The sequence below is a fragment of the Streptomyces saintjeani genome, assembly GCF_055409605.1.
On the sequence record NZ_CP189624.1, the window covers coordinates 2,040,040 to 2,057,455 of the forward strand.

16 protein-coding genes are annotated in these 17,416 nt (G+C 71.4%); 12 read left to right on the top strand and 4 right to left on the bottom strand.

Features of this window, described 5'->3' with window-relative positions; all coding sequences use genetic code 11:
* Positions 1-177: 177 nt before the first annotated feature.
* From ACQCO7_RS09060 to ACQCO7_RS09075, 4 genes are all read left to right on the top strand, one after another.
* Positions 178-1,710, top strand: a complete 1,533-nt coding sequence (locus tag ACQCO7_RS09060) for a DUF4331 domain-containing protein (protein WP_464071325.1) — start codon at positions 178-180, stop codon at positions 1,708-1,710.
* Between the two features lie 430 nt (positions 1,711-2,140).
* Positions 2,141-3,859 carry a tetratricopeptide repeat protein gene (locus tag ACQCO7_RS09065; RefSeq protein WP_464071326.1) on the top strand — a complete coding sequence of 573 codons (1,719 nt, stop codon included), beginning with the start codon at positions 2,141-2,143 and terminating at the stop codon, positions 3,857-3,859.
* Positions 3,856-5,601: a HoxN/HupN/NixA family nickel/cobalt transporter gene (locus ACQCO7_RS09070; RefSeq protein ID WP_464071327.1), complete on the top strand. Its 1,746-nt coding sequence runs from the start codon at positions 3,856-3,858 to the stop codon at positions 5,599-5,601. Before ACQCO7_RS09065 ends, ACQCO7_RS09070 begins: the two co-directional genes overlap by 4 nt.
* A gap of 48 nt (positions 5,602-5,649) precedes the next feature.
* Entirely contained in the window at positions 5,650-7,218 is a 1,569-nt protein-coding gene (locus ACQCO7_RS09075; protein ID WP_464071328.1) for a serine/threonine-protein kinase, read from the top strand.
* A gap of 7 nt (positions 7,219-7,225) precedes the next feature.
* On the opposite strand, the gene ACQCO7_RS09080 is transcribed toward ACQCO7_RS09075, so the two are convergent.
* Positions 7,226-8,023: an SGNH/GDSL hydrolase family protein gene (locus tag ACQCO7_RS09080; protein WP_464071329.1), complete on the bottom strand. Its 798-nt coding sequence runs from the start codon at positions 8,021-8,023 to the stop codon at positions 7,226-7,228.
* Positions 8,024-8,286: 263 nt separating this feature from the next.
* Between ACQCO7_RS09080 and ACQCO7_RS09085 the strand changes: the two genes are divergently transcribed.
* The 5 genes from ACQCO7_RS09085 to ACQCO7_RS09105 all read left to right on the top strand — a co-directional run bounded on the left by ACQCO7_RS09085 (position 8,287) and on the right by ACQCO7_RS09105 (position 14,075).
* Positions 8,287-9,489 (top strand): S8 family peptidase, encoded by a 1,203-nt coding sequence (locus ACQCO7_RS09085; protein ID WP_464071330.1) that lies wholly within the window; start codon positions 8,287-8,289, stop codon positions 9,487-9,489.
* A 555-nt stretch (positions 9,490-10,044) separates the two neighbouring features.
* Positions 10,045-10,899: a glycosyltransferase family 2 protein gene (locus ACQCO7_RS09090; protein WP_464071331.1), complete on the top strand. Its 855-nt coding sequence runs from the start codon at positions 10,045-10,047 to the stop codon at positions 10,897-10,899.
* Entirely contained in the window at positions 10,896-12,053 is a 1,158-nt protein-coding gene (locus tag ACQCO7_RS09095; RefSeq protein WP_464071332.1) for a glycosyltransferase family 2 protein, read from the top strand. The genes ACQCO7_RS09090 and ACQCO7_RS09095 overlap by 4 nt, the downstream gene beginning before the upstream one ends.
* Positions 12,050-12,850 (top strand): polysaccharide deacetylase family protein, encoded by an 801-nt coding sequence (locus ACQCO7_RS09100; protein WP_464071333.1) that lies wholly within the window; start codon positions 12,050-12,052, stop codon positions 12,848-12,850. Before ACQCO7_RS09095 ends, ACQCO7_RS09100 begins: the two co-directional genes overlap by 4 nt.
* A 127-nt stretch (positions 12,851-12,977) precedes the next feature.
* Positions 12,978-14,075 (top strand): DUF5925 domain-containing protein, encoded by a 1,098-nt coding sequence (locus tag ACQCO7_RS09105; RefSeq protein ID WP_464071334.1) that lies wholly within the window; start codon positions 12,978-12,980, stop codon positions 14,073-14,075.
* A gap of 102 nt (positions 14,076-14,177) precedes the next feature.
* Here the strand turns inward: ACQCO7_RS09105 and ACQCO7_RS09110 are convergent, their stop codons facing one another.
* Complete coding sequence (locus tag ACQCO7_RS09110; RefSeq protein ID WP_464071335.1) at positions 14,178-14,549, bottom strand: GntR family transcriptional regulator; 372 nt, start codon at positions 14,547-14,549, stop codon at positions 14,178-14,180.
* 82 nt (positions 14,550-14,631) lie between these two features.
* On the opposite strand from ACQCO7_RS09110, the gene ACQCO7_RS09115 reads away from it, so the two are divergent.
* Together ACQCO7_RS09115 and ACQCO7_RS09120 are read left to right on the top strand one after the other, a co-directional pair.
* Positions 14,632-15,558: a GNAT family N-acetyltransferase gene (locus ACQCO7_RS09115; protein ID WP_464071336.1), complete on the top strand. Its 927-nt coding sequence runs from the start codon at positions 14,632-14,634 to the stop codon at positions 15,556-15,558.
* Positions 15,539-16,036 carry a ribonuclease FAU-1 family protein gene (locus ACQCO7_RS09120; protein WP_464071337.1) on the top strand — a complete coding sequence of 166 codons (498 nt, stop codon included), beginning with the start codon at positions 15,539-15,541 and terminating at the stop codon, positions 16,034-16,036. Before ACQCO7_RS09115 ends, ACQCO7_RS09120 begins: the two co-directional genes overlap by 20 nt.
* A gap of 68 nt (positions 16,037-16,104) precedes the next feature.
* Here ACQCO7_RS09120 and ACQCO7_RS09125 read toward each other — a convergent pair whose 3' ends face one another.
* Positions 16,105-16,719, bottom strand: a complete 615-nt coding sequence (locus ACQCO7_RS09125; protein ID WP_464071338.1) for a class I SAM-dependent methyltransferase — start codon at positions 16,717-16,719, stop codon at positions 16,105-16,107.
* Between the two features lie 106 nt (positions 16,720-16,825).
* On the opposite strand from ACQCO7_RS09125, the gene ACQCO7_RS09130 reads away from it, so the two are divergent.
* Positions 16,826-16,957, top strand: coding sequence for a hypothetical protein (locus ACQCO7_RS09130; protein ID WP_464071339.1), 132 nt, complete (start codon positions 16,826-16,828; stop codon positions 16,955-16,957).
* Position 16,958: 1 nt separating this feature from the next.
* On the opposite strand, the gene ACQCO7_RS09135 is transcribed toward ACQCO7_RS09130, so the two are convergent.
* On the bottom strand, positions 16,959-17,408 hold the full coding sequence (locus ACQCO7_RS09135; RefSeq protein ID WP_464071340.1) for a GNAT family N-acetyltransferase: 450 nt from the start codon (positions 17,406-17,408) through the stop codon (positions 16,959-16,961).
* Positions 17,409-17,416: the final 8 nt, after the last annotated feature.

Consider the following 17,416-nt stretch of genomic DNA (forward strand, 5'->3'; position numbering starts at 1 on the left):
CCGTCCTGTCACACCAGGCACTCGCACGCGCACACACCTCCGGTGGAAGTACGGATCTGACGACCCGAAACGCGGGTCGGGGGCAAAAATAAAAAACTTTCGGATCGACCAATCCGAACAGCCCTCCCGCTCCGTATACCCGTCCGTCAAGCAAGTTGGGACCTCAGGACGGACGGCATGACGACACCTAACTTCCGGAGCGCCGCAGGGCGCAGGAGCATCGCGACCCTGATCTGTGGCGCGCTGGCCGCGGGCGGACTCACCGCCGCCTCGGTGGCCCTGCTGGAACCGGGGGTCGCCGCCGCTTCCAGCCACCGCGAAGCTCCGCTGATCTCCGGCACCCCGCAGTACGACAACACCGACGTGTACGCGTTCGTGAGCCCGGACCACCCGGACACCACGACGCTCGTCGCGAACTGGATCCCGTTCGAGGAGCCGGCCGGCGGCCCGAACTTCTTCCCGTTCGCGGAGGACGCGCAGTACGACCTCAACATCGACAACGACGGTGACGCGCGCCAGGACCTGACGTTCCGGTACACGTTCAAGACGCACGTCAAGAACAAGAAGACGTTCCTCTACAACACCGGCGCGGTCGAGAGCCTCGAAGACCCGGACCTGAACGTCACGCAGACCTACGACCTGGAGCTGATCAAGCTCAAGAAGGGCAAGGTCCAGCACGAGACGAAGATCGCCAGCGATGTCCCGGTGGCGCCGTCGAACGTCGGCAAGGCGTCCATGCCGAACTACGCGAAGCTGCGCGACCAGGCGATCTACAAGCTGTCCAACGGCTCGAAGACCTTCGCGGGCCAGGCCGACGACCCGTTCTTCCTCGACCTGCGCGTCTTCGACCTGCTGTACGGCGGGAACCTCTCCGAGGTCGGCAACGACACCCTCAAGGGCTACAACGTCAACACCATCGCCCTCCAGGTGCCGAACGACATGATCCGCGAGGCGGCGCACCAGCCGATCGTCGGTATCTGGTCGACGACGCAGCGCAAGAACGCCCGCGGCAAGTTCGAGCAGGTCTCCCGGCTCGGCAACCCGCTGGTGAACGAGGTCGTCAACCCCATCAAGGACAAGGACAAGTTCAACGCGTCCCAGCCCAAGGACGACGGGCAGTTCCTGAAGAACGTCACCAACCCCGAGCTGCCCAAGCTGATCGAGGCGATCTACAAGATCAAGGCCCCGGCCGAGCCGCGCAACGACCTCGTCGACGTGTTCCTCAAGGGCGTCAAGGGGCTCAACCAGCCGCCGTACGTGACGCCTTCGGAGCAGCTGCGGCTCAACACGTCCATCAAGCCGACCGCCAGCCCCAAGCGGCTCGGTGTGCTCGACGGCGACAACGCGGGCTTCCCGAACGGGCGTCGCCTCACGGACGACGTCATCGACGCCGCCCTCCAGGTCGTCGAGGGTGAACTCGTGGGCGCCAAGAACGACTTGGGCGACGCGGTCGACAAGAACGACAAGAACTTCGAGAAGTCCTTCCCGTACGTCGCTCTCCCGACCGAGGGGTCGCGCGGTCCCGTCGCGAAGGGTGTCGACGGCGGCAACGACGTCCGCAGCCAGCTCGGCAACGCGCTCCAGCCTGCCGGGGCTTCGGAGACGGACAACAACACGCTGATCGCGGCGTCCGCCGGGGCCGGCGCGGCCGGGGTGCTGCTCATCGGCGGTGGCCTGATGTGGTTCCGGGGCCGGCGGCGGGCGTACTGACGCCCACGCGGTGACCTGGCCGGGGAGAACCCCGGCGCAGTGACCGGGCCGGGGAGACCCCTGCAACTCCCCGGCCCTGACCCACCGACCGGCGCGGCCCGGACTGAACCGAATCCCCCACGGACCGGGCCGCGCCGACCGCAGGAAGACCGAGAGCGACCGAGGAGAGGGCATGGCCCCGCGCACCGACAGCGGCGAACCGGACCGGACGGAATCCGGGAACACCCCGGACCCCACGGACCAGCCGAAGCCGAAGGGGCGGCGGCCCGAGGGAAGTTCACCGCGGCCCGAAGCGGCACCGACACCCACGACCACCCTGACGGGGGCCAACTCCTCGGCGCCCGCCGCTCCTTCGGGGGAGCGGGGAGATATAAGGGAGCAGGGGAAGGCCGGTTCGCAAGGAGCGGGTTCGGCGGACCAGGCCGACCCGGTGGAGCAGGCCGACTCGGCGGACGAGGCCGGTAAGGCGGACAAGGCCGGTGCGGCGGAAGCGAGCGGTTCCGAGCTGGACGGCTCCGAGCCGGACGGTTCGGCGAAGGCCGCTGAGAGCGGGACGCGGGACGCGGAAGACTCCGCGCCCACGACCGCCCCGACCCCGGCTTCGGCTTCGGCTTCGGCTTCGGCTTCGGCTTCGGCTTCGGCTTCGGCTTCGGCTTCGGCTTCGGCTTCGGCTTCGGCTGAGCCTGACTCCGGTGCCCCCTCCCCCGCTTCGGGCGAAGGCCCCCCGTCCGACACCCCCGACACCGATGCCCCCGCGCCCGCCCCCACCGACCTCGACCCCCGAGTAGCCGCCGTCCGCCGCGCCAGCGCCGCGGGCCGCCGCTGGCGTTCCCTTCAACTCGGCGCCTGTGCCGCGATGTTGGCCGTGGCCCTCACCGGCGGAGCCATAGCGATCGGCGCGATGAAGGACGGCAGCGCGGCGCCCGTCGCAACCGCCTCGGCGGTCTCCCCCGGCCTCCTCAACAGCGGCGACATCGACAGCGCGATCACCGCGCTCCAGACCCATCTCCGAGCCCAGCCACGGGACTTCGGCAGCTGGGCCACCCTCGGCCTCGCCTACGTCGAACAGGCCCGCACGAAGGGCGACCCCTCCCGCTACCCCCAGGCGGAGAAGGCGTTCACGAAGTCCCTCGAACTCTCCGCCGGCAACGGCCAGGCACTCGCCGGCCGCGCGGCACTGGCTGCGGCCCGCCATGACTTCCCCGGCGCCCTGAAGTACGCGGACCAGGTCCTCAAGGACAACCCGTACAACGAGCGCGCCCTGTGCACCCGCGTCGACGCGTTGGTCGAACTCGGCCGCTACGACGAGGCGTTGACGGCGGCCGAGACGGCGGACACGCGCCGCCCCGGCATCCCGGTGTTCACCCGCTACGCGTACGTCCAGGAACTCCGGGGCGACGTGACGACGGCCCGCCGCGTCCTGGAACAGGCCCTGGCCGGCTCCACGGCGAAGGGCGACATCGCCTACGTGGCGAGCCAGCTCGGCCAACTCGCCTGGAACCAGGGCGACTACGAGACGGCCCTCACCGACTACGCCCGAGCCCTCACCGCCGACGAGAACTACCTCCCGGCGCTGGAAGGCCGAGCGAAGGCACAGGCGGCGAGCGGCCAACAGGCGGAAGCCCTCAAGGGGTTGGAGTCGGTGGTGGCCCGCTACCCCCTCCCCGCACCTCTGGTGGAACTCGGCGAGCTGTACGAGGCACGCGGCGCGGACGGCGACAGGATGAAGGCGGCCGACCAGTACGCCCTGGTCGACGCCTGGACCGCCCTCGCCCGGGCCAACGGCGTGAACGCCGACCTGGACACGGCCCTGGCCGCAGCCGACCACGGCGACAAACAGGCGGCACTGCGCGCGGCCCAGGCGGAGTGGGACCGCCGCGAAACGGTCCACACGGCGGACGCCCTCGCCTGGGCGCTGCACGTCAACGGCCGTGACGCGGAAGCCCTTCCGTACGCGAAGAAGGCCACCGCGACGGGCTACCGCAACGCGTCCTTCCTCTACCACCAGGGCATGATCGAGAGCGCCACCGGCCACCAGGCGGACGCCCGCGCGCATCTCACCAAGGCCCTCGCCCTCAACCCCGGCTTCTCCCCCCTCGGCGCCCGCACCGCGCGCGCCGCCCTCAAGACGCTGGAGGCGAACCAGTGATCTCCCGTCGTCTGTTCGCCTCCAGCGCGGCCGTCCTGACGGCCGGGTGCGCGCTCGCGCTCCTTCCCACCGCCAACGCGAGCGCGCACCCACTCGGCAACTTCACGGTCAACAGGTACGACGGCCTGGTCGCCGCCCCCGGCCAACTCCGCGTCACGCACGTCGAGGACCTCGCCGAGATCCCGGCGACCCAGGCAAAGCCCACGATCGAACGCCTCGGCGGCCTGACCCCGTGGGCAGAGCAGCGCTGCCAGACGGCCGCCGCCGACAGCAAGGTCACCGTCAACGGCACTGCGGTCACGCTGACTTCGGCGTCCGCGAAGGCCACCGTACGGCCGGGCCAGGCGGGCCTGAACACCCTGCGCGTGGAGTGCGAGCTGAACGCTCCGCTGCCGAAGGGCGAGTCGGTCTCCCTCACGTTCCACAGCGCGGGCGCCTCAACCGGCCCCGGCTGGCGGGAGATCACGGCACGCGGCGACCGCATGACGCTCACGGAGTCGGACGTCCCCGAGAAGTCGGTGTCGAACGAACTCACCTCGTACCCGCAGGAGTTGCTCTCTTCTCCGGCGGACACGACGACCGCTGCCACGGCGATCGAGCCAGGCGGTCCGGCGCTCACCGAGAACGAGCGGACCGCCCCCGGCGCCGCCATCCTCCCGCGTGGCGCGGACCGTTGGACCCAGGCGCTGGACGACCTGGTCGCACGCCAGCACCTGACGGTCGGCTTCGCCGCGCTGGCGATCGTCCTCGCGATCTTCCTGGGCGCGATGCACGCCGTGGCGCCCGGCCACGGCAAGACCATCATGGCCGCGACGGCCGCCGCGCGGGGCGGCAAGGCCCGCATGAAGGACGTCCTCCCCCTCGCCGCGTCGGTCACCGTCACGCACACCATCGGCGTCGTGGCCCTCGGCCTCCTCGTCACCGCCGGCTCGGCCGCCGCGCCCTCCGTCATCACCTGGCTGGGCCTCGCGAGCGGCGCACTGGTCGCGGTGGCGGGCGCGACACTGTTCCGCAAGGCGTGGAAGAACCGTAGGCACGGACACGGACATGGCCATAGTCACGGTCATGACCACGGCCACTCGCACGATCACGATCACGGGCACAGCCACTCGCACGACGACGACCACGGTCACAGCCACGGTCACGACCATGGGCACCCCCACTCCCCCAAGCCCTCCCCCTCCCGCCAACTCGCCCTGGTGGGCGCCGAGTCGACCTCAGCCACCACCACCGCACTCCCCAACTCCCCCTCCCCCACGCCCAGTCACGACCACAGTCACACTCACGAACACGACACACACCACCACGACGACCACCACACGCACGACCACCACACGCACGAAGACCACACCCACACGCACACCCACAACGGCCACACCCACACCCACTCCATCGCCCCCACCCTCCGGGGCACGATCCTCCTCGGCCTGGCCGGCGGCATGGTCCCCAGCCCCTCCGCCGTGGTCGTCCTGGTGGGCGCCGCCGCCCTCGGCCAGGCATGGTTCGGCCTGCTCCTCGTCATCGCGTACGGCATCGGCCTGGCCCTCACCCTCACCGCGGCCGGTTTCGCGGTCGTCCGCCTCGGCAGCCGCGTCTCCCGCCTGCTCGACGAGGGCCCGCGCTGGACGTCCCGCCCGGTCATCGCCCTGGTCCGCCGCAACATGCCCCTGTGGTCCGCGCTGGTCGTCGTCGCACTCGGCGTCGGACTGATGCTCAAGGGGGCGGCAACCGTACTGGGCTGAGCTAGCTTTGGGGAGTATCCGCGAGCGAGGGTGCGAAGAGGGGGAGCGATGTCCGAGCAACCCGGAGGCGAGCGGCTGATCGCGGACCGCTACCGACTGCAATCCCCGCTCGGCCAGGGCGGGATGGGCACGGTGTGGCGCGCGCGGGACGAGGTCCTGCACCGCGAGGTGGCCGTCAAGGAGGTCCGGCCGCCGGCCGGTCTGTCCGCACCGGAGATCGAGCGCATGTACGCCCGCCTGGAGCGCGAGGCGTGGGCGGCGGCACGCGTCGCGAACCGCAACGTCGTGACGGTGTACGACGTCGCGATGCAGGACGGTCGCCCGTGGATCGTGATGGAGCTGGTGCGCGGCATCTCGCTCGCCGAACTCCTGGACGCGGAGGGCCCGTTGGCGCCCGCGCGGGCCGCGTACGTCGGTGCCGAGGTGCTGTCCGCGCTGCGGGCGGCGCACGACGCGGGGGTGCTGCACCGGGACGTCAAACCGGCGAACGTGCTGCTGTCGAACGACGATCGGGTCGTCCTCACCGACTTCGGGATCGCGAGCGTGGAGGGCAGTTCGGCCATCACGATGACCGGCGAGGTCATCGGCTCCCCCGAATTCCTGTCCCCGGAACGGGCGTTGGGCCGCACCCCGGGCCCGGAGTCGGACCTGTGGTCGCTGGGCGTCCTGCTGTACGCGGCCGTCGAGGGCCACTCCCCGTTCCGCCAGGACACTCCGCTGAGCACGCTACGGGCCATCGTGGACGAGGAGTTGCCGCCCCCGCACCGGGCGGGCCCGCTCGCCCCGGTCATCGAGGGCCTGCTCCGCAAGGACCCCGCCGAACGCCTCACCCCCGACCGCGCGGAGCAGGACCTCAGGATCATCGCGGCGGGCGGTACGGCGCGTACGGTGCCGTACACCCCGACGATCGTGCCGTCGCCCCCGCCACCCCCGATATACCAACCCCAGTCCCCCACCGAGCCGTTGGTACGCAACCAGCCGGGTCCCTCCGGGAGCAACCGGCGCGCCACGGCCGTACTGGTCGCGGGGGTGCTGGTCGTCGCGCTGGCGATCGGGGGGCTGACCTACGCGCTGCTGAACAACGAGGGCGACGGCGAGGCCAAGGGTGGGCAGCAGACCAACAGCCAGTCGCAGGGGGTGAGTTCACCGCCGGCCAGCCGGAGCGAGGAGCCGCCACCGTCCCCGTCTCCGTCCCCCACTCCGACGCCGACGCCGAGCAAGGAGAAGCCGCCGCAGTCGGTCGCGGTGACCGTGAGCGGTGAGGGCACCGACTACTCGGGGACCTGCCCGCCCCCGAAGTCCCAAGCCCCGGCGTTCACCGCGACGTTCACCGTCGGCCGGGTGCCCACGACGGTGTCGTACCGGTGGGTGTCGAAGGACGGTCAGGCCGTCGACTCGGGCTGGCGGACGCTGGAGTTCGCCGACGGAGGGGGCACGTCGCAGAAGGCGCGGGTGTTCCTGACGACGGGCGAGGAGAGCGGGACGTTCGAGAACGAACTGTGGGTGGAGGTGCGCCGGCCCGCGAACGCGAAGTCCAACTCAGTGCCGTTCTCGGTCACTTGCGAGACGGAGACTCCGTCGGGCGGAGCCTCCCCCTCGCCGTCCGTATCGTACTGACGGTCCGTCAGTCGTTCGCGTTGAGCACCGGCAGATAGCCGCCGGACTGGCCGGCCGCCGTCGGGTGGTACGACTCGCCGGCGTTCAGCAGTTCGAGGCTGTGCAGCCAGGGACTGCCGGAACAGAGTTCGTGCCCGGCGAAGGTGGTGCGGACGTCGCCGAAGGCGAAGCCGTGGTCGGCGGCGCGCTTGGCGATGGCCGCGTCGATGTAGTCGGCGGCACCGTTGATCGCGCTGCGCTTGGTCTCGGAGAGGCCGATGCAGGTCGCGCCGAGCTTGTAGAAGCGCGGGTAACCGAGCACGACCACATGGGCATTGGGAGCTTTGGAGCTGATCGCGCTGTACACGCTGTCGAGTCGGCCGGGGAGCGTCGAATCGACGTACGCCTTGGCGGTGTTGATGCGGCCCAGGCAGGTGCTGTCGCTGCCGAGGACGCAGGTCGTCATGACGTCGGCGAACCCGGCGTCGTTGCCGCCGATGCTGATGGAGACGAGGCCGGTCGCGGAGCCCAGCCCGCCGAGCTGGCCGGAGAGGACGTCGCTGGTGGTGGCGCCCGAGCAGGCGGCGAAGGTGAACGAGGAGGGCGAGTGGGCGGCGTTCCAGAGGTACGGGTACGCCTTCGTGCTGCGTTTGCAGTCGCCGCTGGAGCTGATGTAGCTGCCCGATCCGACGCCGGAGGAGTAGGAGTCGCCGAGGGCGACGTAGCCGCCGGTGGCGGCCTGGGCGCTGCCGGCTCCGCCGGTGAGGGCGGCGGTCGCGGCGAGAACCACTGTGCTGACGAATACGGCAATTCGGGAACGTCTCATGGAACCTCCCTTTAGCAGCATGTCTGCCACAACTGTCGTAGCAACCACACGTGTTGACGGGAAGTGCTCATGCCAAGACTTTTGAGCACGTACCGGGGCCGGTTCCCGACTCTTTCCGATCGTTTTATTTCGCGCACATGTCAAGTTTGTTGACAAGCGTTCAACCCTCTTGTTCTACGCAGGTAGTTGGCGGAGTCTTTACCTCCACAGCCGCCCTCCCCCCACCCAGGGAGCGGCATCGCCTAGCGGAGGACATCCTCGTCATGGCACAACTGCGTAGTCACAAAGCCCTGTTGACCGCCACCCTCGCGGCAGCAACCCTCGTCGGCGGGCTCACCGCACTGCCCGCCCAGGCCGCACCGGCCGAGGGCAAGGTCGTCGCGGCCGGCTCCCCCACCGCCGTCAAGGACAGCTACATCGTCACCCTGAAGTCGCAGGCCGGCCTCAAGTCGGCCTCGGCCGCGGGGAAGAACCTCATCAAGGAGTACGGCGGCGAGGTCGACAAGACCTTCGGCGCCGCGCTCAACGGCTACACGGCGACCCTCTCCGCGCAGGAGGCCCGCAGACTCGCGGCCGACCCGTCGGTGGCCTCCGTGGAGCAGAACCAGACCGTCCGGCTGGCCGACACCACGCAGTCCAGCGCCCCTTGGGGCCTCGACCGCGTCGACCAGGCCGCGCTCCCGCTGTCCGGCACGTACACCTACCCCGACAGCGCGGGCAGCGGCGTCACGGCGTACGTCATCGACACCGGCGTCCGCATCACGCACGCCCAGATCAGCGGCCGTGCCACGTACGGCTACGACGCGGTCGACGGCGACACCACCGCCTCCGACGGCAACGGCCACGGCACGCACGTCGCGACGACGATCGCGGGATCGACGTACGGCGTCGCCAAGAAGGCGAAGATCGTGGCCGTCCGGGTGCTCGACAACAGCGGCGGCGGCACCACGGCCGGCGTCATCGCGGGCGTCGACTGGGTGACGGCGAACCACTCGGGCCCCTCGGTCGCCAACCTCTCGCTGGGCGGCGGCGCGTCCGCCTCGCTGGACACCGCCGTACGCAACTCCATAGCGAGCGGCGTCACGTACGCGATCGCGGCCGGGAACAGCAACGCCAACGCCTCCTCGTCCTCCCCGGCCCGCGTCACCGAGGCGATCACCGTCGGCGCCACCACCAACACCGACGCGCGCGCCAGTTACTCCAACTACGGCTCGGTGCTGGACATCTTCGCGCCGGGTTCCTCCATCACGGCCGGCTGGTACACCAGCGACACGGCCACCAACACCATCTCCGGTACGTCCATGGCGACCCCGCACGTGGCGGGCGCCGTCGCGGTCTATCTGGCGGGCCACACGTCGGCCACCCCGGCCCAGGTCGCCACCGCGCTCGTCTCGGGGTCTACCACGAACGTGGTGACCAGCCCCGGCAGCGGCTCCCCGAACCGGCTGCTGAAGCTGGTCCCGTAATACCCGTAGTACCCGTAATACCCGCACATCTCAGCTGATGTCCCTGTTCCCCGGAGGCGCCCCACAGCCTTCGGGGAACTCCCATGTCAGAGGCCGGAGTCGAGGAAACTTTCCGGGCCGCGGCGGGAACCGATGACGGACGAGACGATGTGTAACGGTCAAACGAACAAAATCGTGAGCCCTCCCTTCAGGTCTTGCCATACGGGCTCATTCATCAATACCGTCGTACATCTCACTCGCATCGGACCGTCGGACGCGGCACCAGGGGAGGGCTCAGGGACCGCGGCGGCACCGGAGCGGGAGCGCGGTAGGGGGGTGCCGAGCTCGGTCGCCGAACAGGGCGGCCGGGCCGTGCCGCGCGGTCGGCCGCCGTAACCTCAGGCGGCCGTCAGCTTTGCCAGCTCACCCGGCCGACCCGGGCCGGCGGACGCGACGCGCTCACGTCGCCTGCGCCGGGCCCTGGTCCCTCCGGGGGAGAAACCCCCCTTTCGAACCGGACTTTCAGCCGGGCCGCCCAGGGGCGGGCGGTCCGACCGGACGAGAGGGACCAGACTCATGAGTTCCGTTCTGCAACCGGCGACGACGGGCCAGGACCGCCTGGCCGACGACACCGCCATCACATACCGCCCGATCTCCTCGCACCTGGCCATCACACCGCCCGTGAGCGTCGTGATACCGGCGATGAACGAGGCCGAGAACCTTCCGTACGTCTTCAAGACCCTGCCCGACTGGATCCACGAGGTGGTCCTGGTCGACGGCAACTCCACCGACGCGACCGTCCGCGTCGCCCGCGAACTGTGGCCCGCCGTCAAGGTCGTGGCGCAGCAGGGGCGCGGCAAGGGCGACGCGCTGATCACCGGGTTCGAGGCGTGCAGCGGCGACATCATCGTGATGGTCGACGCGGACGGCTCGGCCGACGGCAACGAGATCGTCAGCTACGTCTCCGCGCTGGTCTCCGGCGCCGACTTCGCCAAGGGCTCGCGGTTCGCCAACGGCGGCGGCACGGACGACATGACCTTCATCCGGTGGCTCGGCAACCGCGTGCTGTGCGCCATCGTCAACCGCAAGTTCGGCGCGCGCTACACCGACCTGTGCTACGGGTACAACGCGTTCTGGCGGCACTGCCTCGACAAGATCGACCTCGACTGCACGGGGTTCGAGATCGAGACCCTGATCAACATCCGGGTCGTCAAGGCGGGGCTGAAGGTGCAGGAGATACCGAGCCACGAGTACCTGCGCATCCACGGCGTCTCCAACCTGCGGGCGGTACGGGACGGACTACGGGTACTACGGGTCATCCTCAGGGAGCGGTCCAACCGGCGTGCGCTGCGCAGCCGCCGGCGGAAGTCGCCGCTGCTGGACACGGCCCCGGTGCTCGACGCGGGCCGAGCCCGGAGTGACGCCTCGTGATCCCGCTCGACATCTCCGTGGTGATCTGCGTCTACACCGAGGACCGCTGGGACGACGTCCTCGCGGCGGTCGCCTCCGTACGCGCGCAGAGCCATCCGGCGCGGGAGATCCTGCTGGTCGTCGACCACAACCCGGCGCTCCTGGACCGGCTGGCTCTGGAGTACAAGGAGACTTCAGAGGTACGGGTCCTGGCCAACGCCGGTCCGCGCGGACTGTCCGCCGGGCGCAACACCGGCATCGCCGCGTCCTCCGGCGAGGTCATCGCCTTCCTCGACGACGACGCGGTGGCCGAGCGGGACTGGCTGCGCCGGTTCGCCGACCCGTACAGCGACCCCCGGGTCCTGGCGGTCGGCGGGCGCTGCGAGCCCGTGTGGTCCTCAGGGCGTAGACCCGCCTGGTTCCCGGAGGAGTTCGACTGGGTGGTGGGCTGCTCGTACCGGGGCCTGCCGCCCGGCCGGGTCCGGGTACGGAACATCCTCGGCGGCAACGCCTCCTTCCGGCGCAGCGCGTTCGACCTCGTCGGCGGGTTCGCGAGCGGCATCGGGCGCGACGGCGACAAGCGGCCGATGGGCGGCGAGGAGACCGAACTGTGCATCCGGCTCGGCCAGGAGAGACCCGACGCGATCCTGCTGGTCGACGACAGAGCCGTCATCCACCACAAGGTCCCCCCGGCCCGCGAGCACTTCGCCTACTTCCGCACCCGCACCTACGCCGAGGGCCTCTCCAAGGCTCTGGTCGCCCGCAGCGTCGGCACCGACAAGGGGCTGGAGTCCGAACGCCGGTACACGACACGGGTGTTGCCCGCCGGAGTCGCACGCGGCCTGCGCGACGCCCTGCGCGCGAGGCCCGGCGGGGCGCAGCGGGCGGGGGCGATCGTCGCGGGGGTCCTCACGGCCGCGGGCGGCTATGTCGTGGGCACGGTCCGGGCGCGCCGCAACGGCACGACGTTCGCGGTGGCGCCGATCGACCGGGCAACGGTCAGCGGGGGCAAGGGGGTTGAGGCGGAGGGCGGCGCTGCGGGGACCCCGGCCGCAGCGGAAGCCGGCCTCGCGCCAAGCTCTACCGCGGGGGAGACCGGCGTCGCGGCGAGCTCGGCCCCTGTCGATCCGGGCGACCGGGCCGCCGCCGGGTACGACGATGAGGGCGCCGCATGACCGACGTGCGCGTCCCCATCCTCATGTACCACGCGATCTCCGCCGAACCCCGCGCCGCGACACGGGAGTTGTCGGTGTCGCCGGAGGCGTTCGCGCGGCAGATGGAGCTGGTCGCGGCGAGGGACTTCACCCCGCTCACCACGGCCGCCCTCGCCGCGCGCTGGCGTTCGGGCCGCCCCCTGCCGCCGCGCCCCGTCCTCATCACGTTCGACGACGGCTACGAGGGCGTCCACCGCCACGCCCTCCCCGTCCTCGCCCGACTCGGGTTCCCGGCAACCCTGTTCGTGTCCACCGGCTGGATCAAGGGCGCGTACGACACCGGCGGCGCCCTCGACACGATGCTCGACTGGGAGCAGATCCGCCAACTGGCCGACGCCGGCGTGGAGATCGGTGGCCACAGCCACTCCCACCCGCAGCTCGACCAGCTGAACGAAGCCGCCCTGCGCGGCGAGTTGACCCGCTGCCGGGATCTCGTCGCCGACCGGCTCGGCGCGCTGCCCGTGTCGTTCGCCTACCCGTACGGCTACTCCGACCGCCGGGTCCGCACCGCCGTCCGCGAGAACGGCTTCGCCCAGGCCCTCGCGGTCGGCAACTCCCTGGCCCGGCGCGCACAGGGCCCGTACGCCCTGCGCCGGGTGACCGTCCGCCGCCGCACCACGGACGCCGGGTTCACCCGCCTCCTCGACGGCCACGCCGTCACCCGCACGTTCGCCAAGGACCGCACCCTGACGAAGGGGTACGCCCTGGTACGCCGGACGCGCAGGGCCGGGAGGAGAGCGGCGGGGGCGCTGATCTGAGGCGGGACGTCGTACGACGGTAGGGGGGGTAGGGGGCGCGGGCGCGTACCCGTACCCCTCCCTCTCAGGTACGTCATACCCGGAAACCGGGTGTACGGCCCGCCCTTCGTGCCGGATCATTGCGGGCATGTCTGTCGAGCCCCCGCACGACGCCCCGCCGATCCGGCTCACCGTGAACGACTCCGACTCACCGTCCGACGTCGTGAACGTGCTGTTCCTCGGCCGGTTCACGACGGGCGAGCAGCCGTACTCGCACGCGGCGAACATCGACCGCGTCCGCTCGGGCGCGACCCTGCTGCCGCCCGGCGCCAAGGTGCTGCACGTCGCCCGGGCCGACGACCGCAGCGCGACCCTCGCGGAGGGCGAGGGCTGGACCCTGCTGGCCACCCGCTGGAACCGGGGCGCGGACGTCACGGTCACGGCGACGTCCCCCGAACTCGCCGAAGAGATCCTCGCCGAGGCGACGGACGGCGCGGCGGACGTGCCCGAACCGCAGCCGGACGACGTGCCGATGGGGTTCTGGTACGTCTCCCCGCGCCGGGGCGCGCACCGTACGACCCGGCAGATCTCGGCGGAGACCTGGGAAGAGCTGCGCCCCAACTACACGGCCCCCGTGGCCGAGGCGATGGACACCCTGATGCGGACGACCCCGGAGGACATCTCCGGCCGTCTGCTCCTCCTGCACGGCCCGCCCGGCACCGGCAAGACCTCCGCGCTGCGCACGCTGGCCCGCTCCTGGCGCGACTGGTGCCAGGTCGACTGCGTCCTCGACCCCGAGCGCCTCTTCAGCGACGTCGGCTACCTCATGGACATCGCGATCGGCGAGGACGACGCGTCCGGCAGGTCCCGCTGGCGTCTGCTCCTCCTGGAGGACTGCGACGAACTGATCCGGGGCGGGGCGAAGCACGAGGCGGGCCAGGCGCTCTCCCGTCTCCTCAACCTCACGGACGGCCTCCTCGGCCAGGGCCGCAACGTCCTCGTCGGCATCACCACGAACGAGGACCTCGAACGCCTCCACCCCGCCGTCGTCCGCCCCGGCCGCTGCCTCGCCCGCATCGAGGTCGGCCCCCTCACCCGCCCCGAAGCGATCAAGTGGCTCGGCACGGACGAAGGCATCGGCCGCGAGGGCGCGACGCTGGCGGAGCTGTACGCGCAACGCCGGGGGACGTCCCCGACGACCCTCCCGGAACAGAGGACCGACACGGACGCGGGCCTGTACCTGTAGCGCTCACGTCCGTAGCTCTCGGGAGGTAGCTCTCGGGAGGTAGCTCTCGCGTCGTAACTCTCAGGCTGTACCTCTTGCGATGTACCCCTCACGCCGTACCCCTCACCCCTCCCCGAACGCCGCCCGAACCGCCTCCCCCACGGCCCCCGCCACCGCCTCCTCCCCGAACCCCAGCCGCCGGGCCCGCTCCACATACGCCTGCGCCGCAGCCGCCAGCTCCCTCTCCGCCGCATCCCCCGCAGCGGCGACGTACGTCCCGTTGCGCCCCCGTGTCTCGATCACCCCGTCCGACTCCAGCGCGCGATACGCCTTGGCGACCGTGTTGGGCGCGAGGCCGAGGGAATCGGCGAGCGCACGGACCGTGGGGAGCCGGTACCCCACCGGCAGGGCCCCCGTCCGCGCCTGCTCGGAGATCTGCGTACGCACCTGCTCGTAGGGCGCGGGGCCGTCGATGATGTCGATCGTCAAGGTCACCCCCCGATTCTTCCGCACCCGCACACCCCCCGCCGGAAAATGGGAGGCACCTCCCGAGCCCCCCGCCCTAACCTCCGCGTCTATGACCATCACCGTGCGAGATCTCCGCCTCGACGTGCCCGCCGACCCCGAAGCCTTCTGCCGGGTCCGCGACGCCGCCCTCCCGTACCTCCTGTTCACCCCCGCCTCGGTGGCCCACGACATCACGCACAGCCACCCGGACGCCCGCGTCCGCAGGCTCGTCGCCGAGGTGGACGGCGTGCTCGCCGGCACGGCCCAGATCAGCCTGGCGCACGACGCGCCGGAGCCCGGCAAGGGCAATCTGAACGTGTACGTCGACCCCGCGTACGAGGGCCGGGGCGCGGGTACGGCCCTGCGCGAGACCGCGGAGGAGTACCTGTCCGGCCTCGGCGCCACCCACCTGTACGCCTGGGTCCTGGACGCCCCCCGCAACCTCGCGTACGCCGAGCGCGCCGGCTACCGCCCCAGCCGCTCGGCCCACTTCCTGCGCCTGGACCTGACGACGGCGGACCTCACCGCGCCGTCCGTCCCCGAGGGCGTCGAACTGCGGACGGCCGCCGACTACGCCGCCGACCCGCGCCCCCTGTTCCAGCTCGACGCGGAGGTCACCTCCGACGAACCCAGCGACGTGGGCGCCGAGTTCACGGACTACGAGGCGTGGGTCGCGGAGAACTGGCGCCACCCCCACTTCGACCCCGCCCTGACGAGCGTGGTCGTCGTCGACGGCCGCCCCGTCGCGCTGAGCGTCGCCCACACCGACGGCGCCGGCCGCTACCACACGGCCATGACCGGCACGGCCCGCGCCCACCGGGGCCGCGGCCTCGCGAAACTCGCCAAGACCGCCTCCCTGCGCCGCGCCCGCGAGGCCGGCTGCACGGTCGCCCTCACCGGCAACGACACGGACAACGCGCCCATGCTCGCGATCAACAAGGGCTTCGGGTACGAGATCCGCGCGACGGAGGTACGCCATGTCCGCGACCTCGTCTGACCCGTCCCTGGAGGTGGTCCTCCGCAAAGCGGGCCGCACGAAGATCCGCTACCCCGCGATCCTCCTCTCCGACGACGGCACCCACATCACCGTCCGCGCCCCCTGGGCCGGCACCGGCACCCGCGACTTCGGCTTCGTCCGCTTCGAACCCGGCGACGTCTTCACCGAGCACTACTGGCGCGACCGCTGGTACGCGATCAAGGAGGTCCGCACCTCCACCGGCACCCTCAAGGGCTGGTACTGCGACATCACCCGCCCCGCCGTCCGCACGGACCTCACCCTCACGGTGGAGGACCTCGACCTGGACCTCTGGCACAACGCCTCCGGCACGGAGGTACTCCGCCTGGACGAGGACGAGTTCGAGGAAAGCGGCCTGCGGACCCGCGACCCGGAGGCGGCGAAGGCGGCGACAGCGGCGCTGGACGAGCTGGAGGAGTACGCGAGGAGGACGGGCGGGCTGGAGGGGTTGCTGGCGTAGGGAGAGGGGGCGGCGCGGCGTGGCTCCCCGGCAGCCCCGTACCGCCCCTCCCGAACCCCAGCCCCCTCTCACCCCACCGCCACCACCACGTACCGCACGTCATCCACAGCACCACCCCACAACCGGTCGTCCCCGTCCAGCCGCTCCACCCGAGCACTCCCCCCACCCCTCTCCACCAGCTCCACCAGCCGCTCCGCCGGAATCCCCGCCGGCGTGACCGACCCCCACACGCCCTCCACCAGCACCATCCGCCCGCCCGCCCGCAGCAGCCCCCGCCAGCGCGCGAGCGCCCGCGCGGGGTCCGGCAGCGCCCACAGCACGTGCCGTACGAGGACGACGTCGAACCGCGCGGCCCCGACGGGTGGCTCCTGGGCGTCCCCCAGCAGGAACCCGGCGTCGTGGGCGGCGAGCTTGGCGCGGGCCAGTTCGAGCATCGCCGGGGAGCGGTCGACGCCGGTCACCCGGTGGCCCCGTTCCGCCGCGAGGAGCGACAGGCTCCCCGTCCCGCACCCGAGGTCGAGCACGTCGGAGGGGGCGGCCGGCAGCCACGTATCCATCCGCTCGCCCCACGCCCGCCGGACGACGGGATCCCGCAGCCCGTGATCCGCCTCCTCGTCGAAGGACCCGGCGGCGAGATCCCAGTCGACCCCGCCCGCCACCGCACCATCACACCGATCACTCATGCCCCCAGAGTGACACCCGCCACTGACAACCGGCCTCCGATGAGCCACTCTCCCCCAAAGGGCCCGCCCCGCACCCACGGACCAGGCGGCCCCCGAAGGAGGCCCCATGCGCCGCACAACCCTCCAGAAACCCCAGAAGAAGCAGACCCCCCGCTCCCGGGAAACCCCCGATCCCACCCCCGCCACGCGCCCCGAGATCCGCAAGGACATCGTCCGCACATGGTGGCCGGAGACGTGAATCACCCGAGCCGCTTGCGGTAGTGGACCCGGTCGTAGACCCCGTCCGTCCGCCGCTCCACGACCTCGTACCCGTACCTCGGGTAGATCTCCTGGTTCTCCCACATCAGCGCGTTGGTGTAGAGCCTGACCTCCCCGAGCCCCGCTGCCCGCGCCCGCGCGTCCACGAACCGCAGCAGCCTTCCCCCGAGTCCCTGCCCGTGGGCGTCCGGATGCACGGCGACGCTGTCGAGGAACAGATGGTCGTCGTAGTCCCGAAGTACTACGACCCCGACGACCGGCTCCCCCACGACGAACACCCGCCCGGCGTCGACGTCCGCCGCGTGGTCCGCCTCCATCGGCTGAGGTACGACCCCGATACGTGCGATGTACGGCCGGTACGCCGCGTCCGTCACGGTCCGTACGGCCGGTACGTCGGCGGCGACGGCCGCTCTGATCTCGCTGTACGCCATGCCCCGGA